Origin of the sequence: Pseudomonas sp. PSE14 (assembly GCF_029203285.1) — a bacterium.
GTDB lineage: Bacteria > Pseudomonadota > Gammaproteobacteria > Pseudomonadales > Pseudomonadaceae > Pseudomonas.
In genome coordinates this window covers 1623643-1638855 of sequence record NZ_CP115669.1, presented here as the reverse complement: position 1 = coordinate 1638855, position 15213 = coordinate 1623643, and the positions used below count along the sequence as shown (strand labels likewise).

General features: G+C 64.0%; 19 protein-coding genes and 2 tRNA genes. 6 read left to right on the top strand and 15 right to left on the bottom strand.

Annotated elements, in window-relative coordinates:
• Positions 1-30: 30 nt before the first annotated feature.
• Together O6P39_RS07755 and O6P39_RS07750 are read right to left on the bottom strand one after the other, a co-directional pair.
• A complete protein-coding gene (locus O6P39_RS07755) occupies positions 31-801 on the bottom strand; it encodes an RES family NAD+ phosphorylase (protein WP_275610795.1) in 771 nt (256 codons plus the stop codon).
• Positions 802-1170 carry an antitoxin Xre/MbcA/ParS toxin-binding domain-containing protein gene (locus tag O6P39_RS07750; RefSeq protein ID WP_275610794.1) on the bottom strand — a complete coding sequence of 123 codons (369 nt, stop codon included), beginning with the start codon at positions 1168-1170 and terminating at the stop codon, positions 802-804.
• 143 nt (positions 1171-1313) lie between these two features.
• Here O6P39_RS07750 and O6P39_RS07745 point away from each other — a divergent pair, with 143 nt between their 5' ends.
• The 3 genes from O6P39_RS07745 to O6P39_RS07735 all read left to right on the top strand — a co-directional run bounded on the left by O6P39_RS07745 (position 1314) and on the right by O6P39_RS07735 (position 2733).
• Complete coding sequence (locus O6P39_RS07745; RefSeq protein ID WP_275610793.1) at positions 1314-1796, top strand: transcription elongation factor GreAB; 483 nt, start codon at positions 1314-1316, stop codon at positions 1794-1796.
• Positions 1797-1912: 116 nt separating this feature from the next.
• The gene (locus tag O6P39_RS07740) at positions 1913-2257 is read left to right on the top strand and encodes a carboxymuconolactone decarboxylase family protein (protein WP_207885013.1); all 345 of its coding nucleotides are present in this window, start codon (positions 1913-1915) and stop codon (positions 2255-2257) included.
• A 101-nt stretch (positions 2258-2358) separates the two neighbouring features.
• The gene (locus O6P39_RS07735; RefSeq protein ID WP_275610792.1) at positions 2359-2733 is read left to right on the top strand and encodes a hypothetical protein; all 375 of its coding nucleotides are present in this window, start codon (positions 2359-2361) and stop codon (positions 2731-2733) included.
• Between the two features lie 87 nt (positions 2734-2820).
• Here the strand turns inward: O6P39_RS07735 and O6P39_RS07730 are convergent.
• The 5 genes from O6P39_RS07730 to dapA all read right to left on the bottom strand — a co-directional run bounded on the left by O6P39_RS07730 (position 2821) and on the right by dapA (position 6528).
• A tRNA-Ser gene (locus tag O6P39_RS07730) sits at positions 2821-2910 on the bottom strand.
• A gap of 94 nt (positions 2911-3004) precedes the next feature.
• Complete coding sequence (purC, locus tag O6P39_RS07725; protein WP_038803299.1) at positions 3005-3715, bottom strand: phosphoribosylaminoimidazolesuccinocarboxamide synthase; 711 nt, start codon at positions 3713-3715, stop codon at positions 3005-3007.
• 30 nt (positions 3716-3745) lie between these two features.
• Entirely contained in the window at positions 3746-4504 is a 759-nt protein-coding gene (locus tag O6P39_RS07720) for an MBL fold metallo-hydrolase (protein ID WP_275610791.1), read from the bottom strand.
• Positions 4443-5636 carry an outer membrane protein assembly factor BamC gene (gene bamC / locus O6P39_RS07715; RefSeq protein WP_275610790.1) on the bottom strand — a complete coding sequence of 398 codons (1194 nt, stop codon included), beginning with the start codon at positions 5634-5636 and terminating at the stop codon, positions 4443-4445. Before bamC ends, O6P39_RS07720 begins: the two co-directional genes overlap by 62 nt.
• 13 nt (positions 5637-5649) lie before the next feature.
• Positions 5650-6528, bottom strand: coding sequence for a 4-hydroxy-tetrahydrodipicolinate synthase (gene dapA / locus O6P39_RS07710; RefSeq protein WP_152221596.1), 879 nt, complete (start codon positions 6526-6528; stop codon positions 5650-5652).
• Positions 6529-6699: 171 nt separating this feature from the next.
• Between dapA and O6P39_RS07705 the strand changes: the two genes are divergently transcribed.
• Together O6P39_RS07705 and O6P39_RS07700 are read left to right on the top strand one after the other, a co-directional pair.
• A complete protein-coding gene (locus tag O6P39_RS07705) occupies positions 6700-7257 on the top strand; it encodes a glycine cleavage system protein R (RefSeq protein WP_275610789.1) in 558 nt (185 codons plus the stop codon).
• A 12-nt stretch (positions 7258-7269) separates the two neighbouring features.
• On the top strand, positions 7270-7743 hold the full coding sequence (locus O6P39_RS07700) for a peroxiredoxin (RefSeq protein ID WP_275610788.1): 474 nt from the start codon (positions 7270-7272) through the stop codon (positions 7741-7743).
• Between the two features lie 50 nt (positions 7744-7793).
• Here O6P39_RS07700 and O6P39_RS07695 read toward each other — a convergent pair whose 3' ends face one another.
• Both O6P39_RS07695 and O6P39_RS07690 read right to left on the bottom strand, forming a co-directional pair.
• Entirely contained in the window at positions 7794-8873 is a 1080-nt protein-coding gene (locus tag O6P39_RS07695) for an AI-2E family transporter (protein ID WP_275610787.1), read from the bottom strand.
• A gap of 53 nt (positions 8874-8926) precedes the next feature.
• Complete coding sequence (locus O6P39_RS07690) at positions 8927-9178, bottom strand: sulfurtransferase TusA family protein (protein ID WP_275610786.1); 252 nt, start codon at positions 9176-9178, stop codon at positions 8927-8929.
• A gap of 227 nt (positions 9179-9405) precedes the next feature.
• On the opposite strand from O6P39_RS07690, the gene O6P39_RS07685 reads away from it, so the two are divergent.
• Positions 9406-10842 carry a M48 family metalloprotease gene (locus tag O6P39_RS07685; RefSeq protein WP_275610785.1) on the top strand — a complete coding sequence of 479 codons (1437 nt, stop codon included), beginning with the start codon at positions 9406-9408 and terminating at the stop codon, positions 10840-10842.
• Between the two features lie 61 nt (positions 10843-10903).
• Here the strand turns inward: O6P39_RS07685 and nadA are convergent, their stop codons facing one another.
• The 6 genes from nadA to pal form a co-directional block, all read right to left on the bottom strand.
• Positions 10904-11962 (bottom strand): quinolinate synthase NadA, encoded by a 1059-nt coding sequence (gene nadA / locus O6P39_RS07680; protein ID WP_275610784.1) that lies wholly within the window; start codon positions 11960-11962, stop codon positions 10904-10906.
• Between the two features lie 158 nt (positions 11963-12120).
• A tRNA-Lys gene (locus O6P39_RS07675) sits at positions 12121-12196 on the bottom strand.
• Positions 12197-12255: 59 nt separating this feature from the next.
• Entirely contained in the window at positions 12256-12948 is a 693-nt protein-coding gene (queC, locus tag O6P39_RS07670; protein ID WP_275610783.1) for a 7-cyano-7-deazaguanine synthase QueC, read from the bottom strand.
• Positions 12949-12968: 20 nt separating this feature from the next.
• Positions 12969-13616: a 7-carboxy-7-deazaguanine synthase QueE gene (gene queE / locus O6P39_RS07665; RefSeq protein ID WP_275610782.1), complete on the bottom strand. Its 648-nt coding sequence runs from the start codon at positions 13614-13616 to the stop codon at positions 12969-12971.
• Between the two features lie 199 nt (positions 13617-13815).
• Positions 13816-14664, bottom strand: a complete 849-nt coding sequence (gene ybgF / locus O6P39_RS07660) for a tol-pal system protein YbgF (protein ID WP_275610781.1) — start codon at positions 14662-14664, stop codon at positions 13816-13818.
• 6 nt (positions 14665-14670) lie between these two features.
• Positions 14671-15177, bottom strand: coding sequence for a peptidoglycan-associated lipoprotein Pal (gene pal / locus O6P39_RS07655; RefSeq protein WP_017522099.1), 507 nt, complete (start codon positions 15175-15177; stop codon positions 14671-14673).
• Between the last annotated feature and the right edge of the window lie 36 nt (positions 15178-15213).

The window sequence follows — 15213 nt, the reverse complement described above, 5'->3', positions numbered from 1 at the left end:
GGCAACGGCATGCCGTGGCACGACAAACGGTCAGGCCGGATACGGCAGGTGCCCATCCACCAGGAACTGAGCCCGCGGGAACAGGCGCGGAGTATCCGGCACCTGGGCGTGCTTGAAGGCGACGTACTCCGCCGTGGTCTCGCACAGCCAGGGCATCAGGTTGCGCGGACGCTTCTCGGTGAAGGCCGACGGCGCGAACAACGCCACGTTCACCCCAGCGTGCGGGCAGCGCGCCGAGCGGTACTCGAACGCCTCGACCCCGGCCTCGCGCATGGCGCTGCCCAGCCCCTGGGCAACGCGGTAATCCGACGGATCGCGCAGCGCCGGCTCGTACTCGCGGAACGGCGGCAATTGCAAACGCACGCCGCGCTGCACCTGGAAGCGCGCCTCGAAGGACGCATGTTCGGAGAGAATCCGCCCGCTTGGCGGCGGCGAACTCATCCCCTCCCACAGCACGTAGCGGTAGAAAGCCGATTCCGCCATCGCCGTATCCAGCTTCAGCGCCGCATAGAACAGGCTCGGCTCATGCCGCCGGCCGAAGCGCGAGCCCCAACGCAGCGGTGGATAGCGAAACGGTGTCTTCAATAGATAGTGCAGGTGCTCGGCGGGGGGCGGCACATGCGGCTTGCTGGTTTCCAGCAACTCCTCAAGCAGTGCCTGCTCGGCCAGGGTGTCCACCAGTTGCAGCGTGGCCACCTGCCCCTGACTTTCCACCAGGCGCACCAGGCGTCCACGAATGGGGCTGACGACCGACTCCGGCGCATGCCGTGCCCAGATCTGGGCGCCCGTCTCGAAGGACATTCAGACCTTGCCCCGGATGGCGTCCAGGTACTCGACCACCGCCACCAGTCCCTGCACCTGCTCCATCAACTGCAGCGGCACACCGTTCAAGTGACGGTTCTCGGTACGCAGGAAGTGGCGCATGTCCTCCAGGTTGCCGCCGAACAGGGCGAACAGCGCGCGATAGACCCGCACCAGCAGCAGGGCCAATTCACCGGTCTTGCTGTCCACCCGCAGTCCGCCTTGCTTCCAGCGGCTGACGGCGCTACGTTCCACTCCCACGATCGCCGCCAGCTCCTGCTGGGTCATCGCCAGGTGTTCGCGCGCCGTGAGTACCGCCTTGGCCAGTACGGCATCGGCTGCGGGGCTTTCGCGTAACAGGGCGCTCATGGCGATCTCCTAATCGTGAACTTTCAGCAAATATACCACTGAATGCTGAAAAAACACGAACCCAGCAACCACCCCAACGGCATCTTTCGCCTTACGGTAGTAAAGCCAGCAGAATACACAGCCCGACCGACGACTCCCCCGTGATGAACAAGCAGCAGGTCTACCAACACATTCTCGCCAGGCTCGCGCAGGACCTGGAGATCGCCGTGCGCGCCGCCAGGACCGCTCACGAAACGGCCACCCACGAAGAAAACGTCGCCGAGAACAAGTACGACACCCTCGGCCTCGAAGCGGCCTACCTCGCCGCAGGCCAATCGCGCCGTGTCGAGGAGATCCGCCAGGCGCTGTCGCTGTTCGAGAATCTGCAACTGCGCGACTTCGACGAGCAGTCAGGTATCCAGACCAGCGCCCTGGTGGAACTGGTCAACGAAAGTGGCCAGCACCGCTGGGTCTTCCTCGGCCCCGATGCCGCCGGCCTGAAAGTGCAGCACGAGGGCGCTGAAATCCTCGTCATCACCAGCCGCGCCCCACTGGGCAGCGCCCTGCTCCATCGCCTGCCCGGTGACGAACTGGAAATCGGCCTGGGCAACGCCCGCCAGCGCTACGAAATCCTCGACGCCTACTGATAGCTCCGGGCGGCATGAAAAAAACGAGCGGAACAGACAATACCGAGCCGACCGGCTGACGCAGACTAAGCTTCAAGGCCACACCCTTTTCTTCCGTGGCCTCAAGGAGAAGCACCATGCTGTTCAACTGGTCCGAATACGTCCCCGCCGTGAAAAAAGCCTTCGGCGCCCTGGGCAAGAAACACCCGAAGATGATCGCCGCCTACCAGGCCCTCGACGCCGCAGCGGCCGACGGTGATGCTCTGGATGCCAAGACCCGCGAACTGATCTCCATGGCCGTGGCCATCACCACCCGCTGCGACGGCTGTATCGGCGTCCACGCCGAAGCCGCACGCCGGGCCGGCGCTACCGAAGCCGAAGTCGCCCAGGCCCTGGCTACCGCCATCGCCATGAACGCCGGTGCCGCCTACGTCTACTCCCTGCGCGCCATGGAGGCCTTCGAGTCCTCCGCACAGAAATAAAGCCCCGCCCGCGACGCTAGCACGGCGTCGCGGGCCCGCCTCTTTCCGGATCGGCAACGATGGGGTATCAGTGGGACTCACCCAGCCATCCCCATCCCCCCATGCCCCAGACACCCACCCACCTCAGCGCCTGGAAACTCATCCTCAGCATCGCCGCCGGCATCTTGCTCGGCAGCATGGCCGTGGCGGCCACCGGCTGGCTGATCTATCGCGCGTTTCCACCCATCGTGGCCAGCCATCCCACCACACCGCCAGCGACACCGCCCGCCACTCCCCCTGCTCCACGCAGCAGTGAAGAGATGTTCCAGCAGTACCAGCAACGCCAGCAGACCGTGCAAGAACAGCAGAACCGCGAGATCGAGCAAGCGGAGCAGGACAAGCGCTTCAACAGCACGCCATGCCAATTCTGGCGGCAGCAATATCAGGCGGAACCCACGGAGAGAAATCGGGAGAAGATGGATGGGTATTGCGGGTGATTGAAGCGGCAGGAGGGAAATATCGACGCCAGAAAAGACAAAACCCCTGAAACGCTAAGCATTTCAGGGGGTTTGGCCATTATGTAATGGCGGAGAGATAGGGATTTGAACCCTAGGAGCCATTGCTGACTCAACGGATTTCGAATCCGTCCCGTTCGACCACTCCGGCATCTCTCCGTGCGGCGCGCATGATACCAGCTTGAAGTCCGAAGGCGAAGCCCTGTTTCGGATTTTTTTACGTGGTATCAGGCGCTTGCGTGATTTCGCCGTTTTACAGCGGCACGCCCAGACGGTGAGCCACTTCTTCGTAGGCCTCGATCACGTCACCCAGGCCCTGGCGGAAGCGGTCCTTGTCCATCTTCTTGCGGGTTTCCTTGTCCCACAGGCGGCAGCCGTCCGGGCTGAACTCGTCGCCCAGGACGATCTTGCCGTGGAACAGGCCGAATTCCAGCTTGAAGTCCACCAGCAGCAGGCCGGCGTCGTCGAACAGCTTGCTCAGCACTTCGTTGACCTTGAAGGAGTAGGCCTTCATTTCGGCCAGTTGCTCCAGGGTCGCCCAGCCGAAGGCCTGGACGTGGGATTCGTTGATGAAGGGGTCGCCCAGGGCGTCGTTCTTCAGGAACAGTTCGAAGGTCGGCGGAGTGAGCTGCAGGCCCTCTTCCACGCCCAGGCGGCGCACCAGGCTGCCGGCGGCGTAGTTACGCACGACGCACTCGACCGGGATCATGGCGAGCTTCTTGACCAGCACTTCGTTGTCCGACAGCAGGGCGTCGAACTGGGTCGGGATACCGGCGGCTTCGAGCTTCTGCATGATGAAGGCGTTGAACTTGTTGTTCACCATGCCTTTGCGATCCAGTTGCTCGATGCGCTTGCCGTCGAACGCCGAGGTGTCGTTGCGGAACAGCAGGACGAGGCGGTCGGCGTCATCGGTGGTGTAAACCGACTTGGCTTTGCCGCGATAGAGTTCTTCGCGTTTTTCCATGATGGGCTCCGCTTGCTTGAATGGATGGGCTCAGGCGATGGTGCGCCAGTCGAGTCCCGAATGCTGATCGGCCACCTGCAGCCAGTCCGGGTCGCACCCCAGGGTGTCGACGAAGCTTTGCCGGGCCAGCTGCGGCGAGTTGTTCTTTTCACTGAGATGCGCCAGCACCAGGTGTTGCAGGCTTTCCCAGCCCAGCTGGGCCACCAGTTCGGCGGCCTGCCGGTTGTTCAAATGTCCCCACTGGCCGCCGACGCGGGCTTTGAGTGGGTAGGGATACGGACCGCGGGCCAGCATGTCGGTATCGTGATTTGCCTCGATGATCAACGCATCGAGGCCACGATAGCACTCCAGCACCTGCGCCGTGGCGGCTCCCAGATCGGTGAGCTGGCCAAAGCGCTTCCGGCCATCGGAAAACACGTACTGCAGGGGCTCCCGCGCATCGTGGGAAACGCTCACCGCAGTGACTTCCAGGTCTTTCAGCTGGAGGCGGTCGCCGCCCTTGAGCAGCCCCGCCGGTTCCACCGGCTTGCGCATTCCCTGCAGGGTGCCGGCGCTGAGGTACACGGGTATTCGATGGTGCCGGGCCAGCAGTTCGACGCCGTTGATGTGATCGGAGTGCTCGTGCGTGACCAGAACTGCGTCCAGCTGCCCGGGCTCTACGCCCAGGCGCGCCAGACGGCGGATGGTTTCACGCAGCGGGAAGCCGCAATCGATCAGTATCCGGGTGTCAGAACTGCTCACCAAGGCCGAATTGCCCCGGCTTCCGCTCCCCAGGACCGCGAAGTGCACTGCGCATACTCTCCTGGAGTTTTTCCAGCACGCCCTGCGCGACATCGGCCGGCGCGGAGGTGTTGATGTCTTTGTCGACGGTGATCTGCACCGTGTTGTTCACGCTGGTCAGACGAAGCTGGTAACGCTGCGCCTTGGCGTCTTCCTCTTCCTTGGTCTTCTCGCCGCCGCCGAACATGCGGCTGAAGAAGCCAGGCTTGTCTTCGTCCTTCTTCTTCGCGCCTTCGGCGATGTTGACGTAGTACACGCCCAGGCTGCGGTTGAGGTCGTCGACACGGATGTCGGCGCGATCCAGCGCCCGGCCAACGCTGACCCAGGCACGGTCGAAGTCGGAATCCACGGTGAGTACCGGGTTGCCGCTGCCGTCCTTGCTCAGCTCGGCGGTGCCGGGCGTGTCATAGGCGGAGTGCGCGGCGAGCAGGGAGACCGAACCGCCCTTCTCGGCGCTGGTCGCCATGCTGGCCAGCATTTCGTCGAGCAGTGCGGCGTCCAGGCTCGGCACCATCGGCTTGGCCGGCCAGTCGGCGCTGGCAGTGCTGCCGGCCGGGCGGGTTTCGCTCAGCACATAGACTTCACTGGTGTTGGTTTCCACGCCCGGCTCGATGCGCACGCGCACACGCGCTTCGCTGTCGGGCTCGACGCCGGAGACACGGCTGCTCAGGCGGCGCGCCAGGGGCGCGGAGAGCTGCGAGAGCGGCTGCCAGTTGGTACTGAACTCGCCGGTCTGCGGGCGCTCGTTGGCGATGGAGAAGCCGTTGTCCTGGAAGAACTGGTGGGCCACCGGCCAGACTTCCGCCGGCGGACGCTGGGCGATCAGCCAACGCGAGTCGCCGCTTTTCTGCAGGCTGAAGTCGCTGACCTCACCGGCACCGCCAGCCAGCGGCTGCGGACGCGGCACTTCGAACTCGCCTTCCTTCTCGGTGCTGGTGGCGACGTTCATCGGCACCGGCAGCAGCGGGTCGAGCGGCTTGCTCTGCAGGCCTTCGGGCACCTTCATCGGCGCCGTTTCGCGGGCGTTGAGGTAGTCGTCGCCACGGTCACGGAAATAGCCATCCGGGCCCCACAGCCAGCCGCAGCCGGAGGTGTTGCCGATGACCAGGGCGAGCGCAGTCAGTCCTGCCAGTCGCTTCATGCGAGGGGGCTCCTTAAGCCAGCACGCCGGTCTGGCGCATGGCCTGACGCAGCGGTTCGTGGCAACGCGGGCTCAGCCAGGTCAGGGGCAGGCGAATACCTTCGGGGATCAGCCCCATTTCGTGCAGGGCGAACTTCACCGGAATCGGGTTGGATTCGATGAACAGGGCCTTGTGCAGCGGCATCAGGCGGTCGTTGATGGCGCGGGCTTCGCCGGCATCGCCACGCATGGCGGCGGCGCACAGGTTGCTCATGGCGCGCGGGGCGACGTTGGCGGTCACCGAGATGTTGCCCTTGCCGCCCATCAGCATCAGTTCGACGGCGGTGGCGTCGTCGCCGGAATAGACCAGGAAGTCCTTGCCGACGCGGTCGAGTACTTCCTTGCCGCGCTGCAGGTCACCGGTGGCTTCCTTGATGCCGACGATGTTTGGCACCTTGGACAGGCGCTCGACGGTCTCCGGCAGCATGTCGCAGGCGGTGCGGCCCGGCACGTTGTAGAGGATCTGCGGGATGGCCACGGCTTCGGCGATGTGGCGGAAGTGCTGGTACAGGCCTTCCTGAGTCGGCTTGTTGTAGTACGGGGTCACCAGCAGGCAGGCGTCGGCGCCGCCGCTCTTGGCGGCCTCGGTCAGCTCGACCGCTTCGCGGGTGGAGTTGGCGCCGGTACCGGCGATCACCGGAATGCGGCCATTGACCTGGTCGACCACGCGACGGATCACTTCCAGGTGCTCGCTCACGTCCAGCGTGGCCGACTCACCCGTGGTGCCGACCGCAACGATGGCGTTGGTGCCTTCCTGCAGGTGGAAGTCCACCAGCTTCGCGAGGCTGTCCCAATCCAGTCGACCCTGAGCATCGAAGGGGGTGACCAGCGCCACCATACTGCCCGCAATCATGCAACCGCTCCTGCCGGAAAAAGAAAGCCGTAATGGTACTGTCGCCACCGGCCACGCACAAGGTGACGCAGCGACCCGCGAGCGCTCGGTCATTCCCCTCATCGGCGCTTTTCGCTACCCTTCCCCCTTTGTCGATGCGGCCCGCTTGGCCGCCATTCCCAGGAAAGCTGCATGTCCACCTCCCACCCTCGTGAACAATTTCTCCTGATCAGTGCGCTGGGCCCGAACCCGATGGAGCTGACCAGCGTGCTGTGCCGCACCTGCGTCGATAACCGTTGCTCGGTGATCAGCAGCCGCCTGACCCGCCACGGCGAGTTCAGCGCGCTGGTCCTGCAGGTCGCCGGCAGCTGGGACGCCCTGGCCCGCCTGGAAGGCGGCCTGCCGCCGCTGGCCAAGCGCCACGGCTTCACCCTCAGCGTCACCCGCAGCAACGTCCACGTCACCCGCGCCCAGGCCCTGCCCTATGTGGCCTATGTCAGCGCCGTGTACCGTCCGGACATCCTCAATGAGCTGTGCCAGTTCTTCATCGACCACAACATCGAACTGGAGAACCTCACCTGCGACACCTACCAGGCGCCGCACACCAACACCAGCATGCTCAACGCCACCATCACCGTGACCCTGCCGGCCGGCACCCAGATCAGCTGGCTGCGCGACCAGTTCCTGGATTTCGCCGACGCGCTGAACCTGGACGCGCTGATCGAGCCCTGGCGCCCGCAGCATCCCTAAGGAGAGAGCCCCATGGCCGTTGAACTGAACAAAGCCGTCGCCGACTTCCAGGCCCCTGCCACCAGCGGAATCGAATTCCGTCTGTCGGAACTCAAAGGCAAGCAGGTCGTGCTGTATTTCTATCCCAAGGACAGCACCCCCGGCTGCACTACCGAGGGCCAGGGCTTCCGCGACAAGATCGATGACTTCGCCAAGGCCAATACCGTCGTCTTCGGCGTGTCCCGCGACGGCATCAAGTCCCACGAGAACTTCAAGGCCAAGCAGTGCTTCCCCTTCGAGCTGATCAGCGACAAGGACGAAGCTGTCTGCCAGCTGTTCGACGTGATCAAGCTGAAGAAGCTCTATGGCAAGGAATACATGGGTGTGGACCGCAGTACCTTCCTGATCGATGCCAAGGGCGTGCTGCGCCAGGAGTGGCGCGGCGTGAAAGTGCCCGGTCACGTCGATGCCGTGCTCGCCGCGGCCCAGGCGCTGAACAAGGCCTGAGTCACCGAGCCGCATGAAAAAGGCCGCTGTTTCAGCGGCCTTTTTCTTTGTCACATCATCGGACTGACCTGCCGCTCCGGCTCCGGCTGCCTCGGCCAGGCATCCAGCACGGCCTTCACCAGCGTCGCCAGCGGAATGGCGAAGAACACGCCCCAGAAGCCCCACAGGCCGCCGAACAGCAGCACCGCGCAGATGATCGCCACCGGGTGCAGGTTCACCGCCTCGGAGAACAGCAGCGGCACCAGCACGTTGCCGTCCAGCGCCTGGATGATCGCGTGGGCGGCCATCAGGTAGATGAACTGGTCGCTCCAGCCCCACTGGAACAGCGCGATCAGCGCCACCGGCACCGTTACCACCACAGCGCCGATGTAGGGCACCACCACCGACAGACCGACCAGCAAGGCCAGCAGCGCCGCATAGTTGAGCCCCAGCACTGCGAAGGCAATGTAGGTCGCCACACCGGTGATGAATATCTCGATGACCTTGCCACGGATGTAGTTGGCGATCTGCTGGTTCATCTCATTCCACACCTGCTTCATCAGCCCCCGCTCACGCGGCAGGTAGCGACGGAACCAGTGGTAGAAGCGGCGGCGGTCCTTGAGGAAGAAGAACACCAGGATCGGCACCAGCACCAGGTAGATCATGATGTTGACCACCACCGGCAACCCGGACAGCGAGAAGGTCAGCGCCCACTGACCGAGCTGGCCCAGCTCACTGCGCGCCGCCTCGACAGTGCGCAGTACCTGCTCCTCGGTGATCATGTCCGGGTAGCGTTCGGGCAGCATCAGCAGCGTGGCCTGCCACTCGCCGAGCATTCGCGGCAGTTCGTTGAGCAGGGTGAACAGCTGCTTCCAGACCAGCGGCACCAGCACCAGCAGGAACACGGCGAGCAGCCCGAGGAACAGCGAATAGACCAGCCAGACGGCGAACAGGTGCGGCAGGCGCACGCGCTCCAGCACGCCCACCAGGCCCTGGATCAGGAAGGCGATCACCATCGCCGCCAGCACCGGCGCGAGCATGCCGCCAAAGGCCAGGATGACGCTGAAACCCAGTACCAGAATGACCGCCAGCACTATCGCCTCCTCGTCGGAGAAATAGCGCTGCATCCAGTCCTGCAAAACCTTGAGCATGAACAGACCTGCGAAACGAAAGGGGTAACGTCCCGGTTATCCGGAATCGAGGGCTACTTCTTGCGCAGCCAGTAGCGATAGACGCCTGCTTCGACCTCCTCATGCAGCAGCGAGTGCCCGGCGAGGTCGGCGAATGCGCGGAAATCGCGCTGGGACCCGGCATCGGTGGCGGTCACCTTGAGCACCGCTCCGCTAGGCAGGCGGTTCAGCTCGAGCTTGGCCTTGAGCAGGGGCAGCGGACAATTGAGACCGCTGGCATCCAGCTCCGCGTCACAAGCGGGAATGGGCGGTGTGGAATCGGACATCGAAACAAACTCCGGCAATGGCGTTCAAGAATACCGAAAGCCTTGGAAAAGTAACCAGGGCCCACGACATCCGGCGTCCCGTACGAAGCCGTCAGCGCCGCGGCCTGGCGCGCAGGTCGCGCGAAAACAGCCGACTTCGATTTGCGCAGCAGTCGCACCGCACAACCTAGGCATTGGCAATAGCGTACGGCTAAAGTAGAGCCTTTCTCGGAACGAGCCTCTTGTACATGAAAGTACTGCGCCCTGCCCTGCTCACCATCGCCTGCGCCCTCGCAGCGCCCGCGATGTCGGACGATCTGCCATCCCTGGGCGACGCCAGCTCGTCCATCGTATCCCCGGAGCAGGAGTTCCAGCTCGGCCGCGCCTGGCTGAGCATGCTGCGCAGCCAGGTCGATACGCTCAACGACCCGCAACTCAAGGACTACGTCGAGTCCACCGTCTACCGCCTGGCCGAATCCAGCGAACTGCAGGATCACCGCCTGGCGTTCATCCTGATCCGCGACAAGCAGATCAACGCCTTCGCCGCTCCCGGCGGGGTCGTGGGCGTCAACGGTGGCTTGTTCCTCTATGCCCAGAGCGAAGGCGAATACATCGCCGTACTGGCCCACGAACTGGGTCACCTGAGCCAACGCCACTTCGCCCGCGGCATCGAAGCCCAGCAGCGCATGCAGGTGCCCGTGATGGCGGCCATGCTGGCCGGCATCGTCGCCGCCGCGGCCGGCGCCGGTGATGCCGGCATCGCCGCGATCGCCTCGACCCAGGCGGCAGCGATCCAGAACCAGCTGCGCTTCTCCCGGCAGAACGAACAGGAAGCCGACCGGGTCGGCGTCACCACCATGGTGCGCGCCGGCTACGACCCGCGCTCCATGCCCAACATGTTCGAACGTCTCGCCCGCCAGTATCGCTACGAGGGCAAGCCACCAGAATTCCTGCTGACCCACCCGGTTACCGACTCGCGCATCGCCGACACCCGCAACCGCGCCGAGCAGTACCCCAAGGGCGGCAAGGAAGACACCTTGCGCTACGAGCTGATGCGCGCCCGCGTCCAGCAGATGTTCGAAGACACCCCGGGCATGGCCAGCAAGCAGTTCCGCGCACAGCTCGACGAAGACCCGAAGAACGACGCCGCACGCTATGGCCTGGCCCTCTCGCAGACCCGGATCGGCCAGCTCAACGATGCACGCAGCGGCCTCCAGCAATTGCTGGCCAAGGCACCCAATGACATCAGCTACAACCTGGCGATGGTCGATGTGGACATCACCGCCAACAAGCTGCCCGACGCCCAGGCGCGGGTACAGCGGCTACTCGGCCAGTACCCGGACAGCTATCCGCTGATCCAGGCCCAGGCCGACCTGATGATGAAGACCAACCGCGCCGCCGACGCCGAGAAGACGCTGTTCAAACTGTCGCAGAAGCGCCCGCTCGACCCCGATGTCTGGAGCCGCCTGGCCGACGCCTGCACCCTCAGCGGCAATGCCATCGGCGTGTACCAGGCGCGCGCGGAGTTCTACGCGCTGACCGGCGACTACAAGCACGCCATCGAGCAACTGGACTTCGCCAAGCGTCGCGCAGGCGGCAACTTCACCCTGGCTGCGCGCCTGGATGCACGTCAGCAGGAGTTCCGCGAACAGGAGCAGCTGCTGAAGCAGATGATGGGCCGCTAACCCTGACACCCAGACACAAAAAAGCCCGGCACTCGCCGGGCTTTTTCTTTGCCGTACCTGATCAGGCGTTGCCCGCCACTTTCAGCCTGGCGGCCTGGGTGAAGTCGAGCATGCGCTTGAGCGGCTTGATGGCCTTGGGAATCAGGGCCGGGTCGACGAAGATCTCCCCACTCCCTTCCTTCAGGCACGCCAGAGTGCGCTCCAGGGTGTTCATGGCCATCCACGGGCAGTGCGCGCAGCTGCGGCAAGCAGCGCCGTTGCCGGCGGTGGGGGCCTCGATGAACTCCTTGTCCGGGCACAGCTGCTGCATCTTGTAGAAGATGCCGCGATCGGTTGCGACGATGAAGCGCTTGTTCGGCATCGTCTGCGCCGCCTTGATCAGCTGGCTGGTGGAGCCCACCGCATCGGCCAGCTCGACCACCGCCTCGGGCGACTCCGGGTGCACCAGGATCGCGGCATCCGGATAGATCGCCTTGAGATCTTCCAGCTGCTTGGCCTTGAACTCTTCATGGACGATGCAGGCACCGTCCCAGAGCAGCATGTCCGCACCGGTCTCGCGCTGGATATAGCGACCCAGGTGCTGGTCCGGCGCCCAGAGGATCGGCTCGCCGTTGTCCATCAGGTGCTCGACGATTTCCACGGCGCAACTGGAGGTCACCACCCAGTCCGCGCGCGCCTTCACCGCCGCCGAAGTGTTCGCATAGACCACCACGGTACGCTCCGGATGCTGATCGCAGAACGCCGAGAATTCGTCCACCGGGCAGCCCAGATCCAGCGAGCAGGTCGCCTCCAGGGTCGGCATCAGCACGCGCTTTTCCGGATTGAGGATCTTGGCGGTCTCACCCATGAAGCGAACCCCGGCCACCACCACGGTCTGCGCCGGATGCTGGTTGCCGAAGCGGGCCATTTCCAGCGAGTCGGACACGCAGCCACCGGTTTCCTCGGCCAGCGCCTGGATCACCGGGTCGCAGTAGTAATGCGCAACCAACACGGCGTTCTGTGCCTTCAGCTCGGCCGCAATGGCCGCACGGTAATCGGCCTCTTCCTGCGCGCTCAGCACCCGAGGCTGCTTGGCAGCGAGGTGAGCCTGAACCAGCAGGCGTTCAGAAATCTGGGACATCGTGTGGAAACCTCTACAGGCTCGGATCTGATTATGCCGACGATTTTATCACCACCGCCCTACGGGCGACGCGCCATCGGCGGCCGCACGGCGGACTTTTTCCGGCGCATAGCAAAAGCCCCGTGACCTTTCGATCACGGGGCTTTTGCAGGATTTGATGGTGGGTCGTGTAGGATTCGAACCTACGACCAATTGGTTAAAAGCCAACTGCTCTACCGACTGAGCTAACGACCCGACGTGGTGCGTATAATACTGATTTCTAACGTAAAAACAACACCCCACGAAAACTTTTTTCAGAAATATCGCGTTGGGTCTTCAATCCCGGCCGCGCGGAAGCCGTCAGCCCGCAGCCGACAGCTGTCGCACTTGCCACATGCGCGCCCGTCATCGTCTGCCTGATAGCAGGAAACCGTAAGGCTGTAGTCCACGCCCTGGGCGATGCCCGCCTGCACGATCTGCGCCTTGGAGAGGAACTGCAGCGGCGCCTGGATGCGGAACCCCTCCCCCTCTACGCCGGCCTTGGTGGCCAGGTTGGCCATGCGCTCGAAAGCCTCGACGAACTCCGGACGGCAATCCGGGTAGCCGGAATAGTCCACCGCGTTAACGCCGATGAAGATATCCCGCGCGCCCAACACCTCTGCCCACCCCAAGGCCAGCGACAGGAACACGGTATTGCGCGCCGGCACGTAGGTCACCGGAATGCCTTCGCCCGGCGCCTCCGGCACATCGATGCTGCTGTCGGTCAGGGCCGAGCCACCGATGCCGTTCAGGTTCAGACCAATCACCTTGTGCTCGATGACACCCAGCTGACGCGCCACGCGCTCAGCGGCCTGCAATTCGGCGCGGTGGCGCTGGCCGTAATCGAAGCTCATGGTGTAGCAGTCGTAGCCATCGGCCTTGGCCAGGGCGACCACGGTCGCGGAGTCCAGCCCCCCGGAGAGCAGGATCACGGCTTTCTTGTCGTTCGCGGTTTTCTGATTGGACATAAAACAGGTCTCCTCCGCGCTCAGTGGCCCGGCTCGTCGTTCCAGAGAATCTTGTGCAGTTGCAGCTGCAGGCGTACCGGCAGGTTGTCGCTGACGATCCAGTCAGCCAGCGCACGGGCATCCACCTGCCGGTGGCTGGGCGAGAACAGCACCTCGCCGGCACGCTGCTCCAGGCGGTACTCGATCAGCTTGGAGACCGCCCAGTCGTAGTCCTGGCGCGAGCAGATGACGAACTTCACCTGGTCGTTGGGCGTGAGCTCCCCGATATTCTCGTAGCGGTTGCGCAAGACCTCGCCGGAGCCCGGAGTCTTCAGGTCCAGCACACGGCTGACGCGGCGGTCGGTGGGGGAGATATCCAGAGCGCCGCCGGTTTCCAGCGACACGTCGTAGCCGGCGTCGCAGAGGCGTTGCAGCAGCGGGATGCAGTTAGGCTGGGCCAACGGCTCGCCACCGGTGACGCAGACGTAGCGCGGCTTGTAAGCGGCGACGCGCTCGAGGATGGCGTCGAGGGACTGGATCTCACCGCCACTGAAGGCATAGGCGGTATCGCAGTACTGGCAGCGCAGGGGACAGCCGGTCAGGCGCACGAACACTGTCGGCAAGCCGGCGGTGCGCGTTTCCCCCTGCAACGAGTAGAAAATCTCGGTGATTCGCAGAGTCTGTTGCATATCAGCCACGGGCGTGACGGCGATACAGGCCATCCGCCTCCGTTGCGTTGGAGTCGTGGGCGCGCCCACGGGGCGCCCGGCAAGCCCGGAATGCAGCAGACATCAGCCGAGCTGAAACCACTGTGGCTTTCCGGGGGCGGGAATTCTAACGAAAAAACCCGCGACTAGCGCGGGTTTTAGAAAGCGTCGTTGAGGAGCCTTACTTGAGGTTCTTCAGATCGCGCTGGGACAGCTGTGCGGCGGAGCTGCCCGGGTATTGGGCGATCACCTGCTGCAGGATGCCACGTGCCTTGTCGGTGTTGCCCAGACGACGCTCGACGTCGGCCAGCTTGTACAGCGAGTCCGGCACCTTGGCGCTGCTCGGATAGGCTTGGCTGACGCGGGCGAAGGCCTGGCCAGCGCCCTGCAGGTCGCCCTTGGCGAGGTTCACCTCGCCCAACCAGTATTGCGCGTTACCGGCGTACTGGCTGTTGGGGTACTTGCGCAGGAAAGCGCCGAAGGCCTGGCTGGCCTTGTCGAAGTCCTTGGCCTTGATCAGGTCGAAGGCGGCGTCGTAGTAGAGTTTTTCCTTTGCCGGGTCACCCGGCTCGTTGCTGGCGGCAGCGGGCTGCTGTTGTGCAGCGGCGGCTGCGCCGGCACCCGCGACAGCTCCGGCAGCGGCGCCGGCAGCGGGAGAATTCTGTTGAGCAGCACCGGCCGCGCCGGCACCCGCACCGCTGGAAATGCGGCTGTCGAGGTCCTGGTAGCGCTCCAGGTTTTCCTGCTTCATCTGTTGGATCTGGTTTTGCTGCTCTTCGAGCATGCCGCGCAGACGGGACATTTCGTCCTGCATCTGCTGCAGCTGCATGAACAGCTGTGCCTGTCCGGAGACGGGCTGACTAGTCATCCCGCCTCCGGCATAGGCGCCCTCAGCGCCTGCGGTGCCATAACCCGAGGGCGGCTGACTGGCGTAACCGCCATCATTGCCGTCCTGTACCGGAACCGCGGCCGCCGCCATCAGGGGCAGGCCGCATGCGATCAAGGTCAGAAAACGCAGGCGCATCGGCATCACGTATTACTTCTTCAGCTCAACGCGACGGTTCTGGGCCCAGGACTGCTCGTCGTGGCCAGTGGCAACCGGACGCTCTTTACCGTAGGAAACCAGTTCCAGCTGAGCCGGGGAAACGCCCTGCAGTACCAGGTAGCGCTGAACGGCCTTGGCACGACGCTCGCCCAGAGCCATGTTGTACTCGCGGGTGCCGCGCTCGTCAGTGTGACCTTCCAGGACAACGCGCTGGCCGGAACCTTTCAGGTCCTTGGCGTGTACGTCCAGAGCGCGCATGGCTTCCGGCTTCAGGTCGGAGCTGTCGTACTCGAAGTAGAAGGTGGTGATAGCGCGCAGAGCGGCTTCGTCGCTCAGGGAGCCGTCAACGGCACCGCTGTTGGCGCCGTAGCCAGCGTTCGGGTCAACGCCGCCATTGGCGCCTTCACCAGTAGCATCGCCTTTCTTGGACGAGCAACCTACGGCTACGGCCATGGCGAGGGCGATAACGGCAAATTTGCCGAATTTCAGCATTTCCATCATGTAACTCCTAATGAACCCCAGTGTATAAGTTTG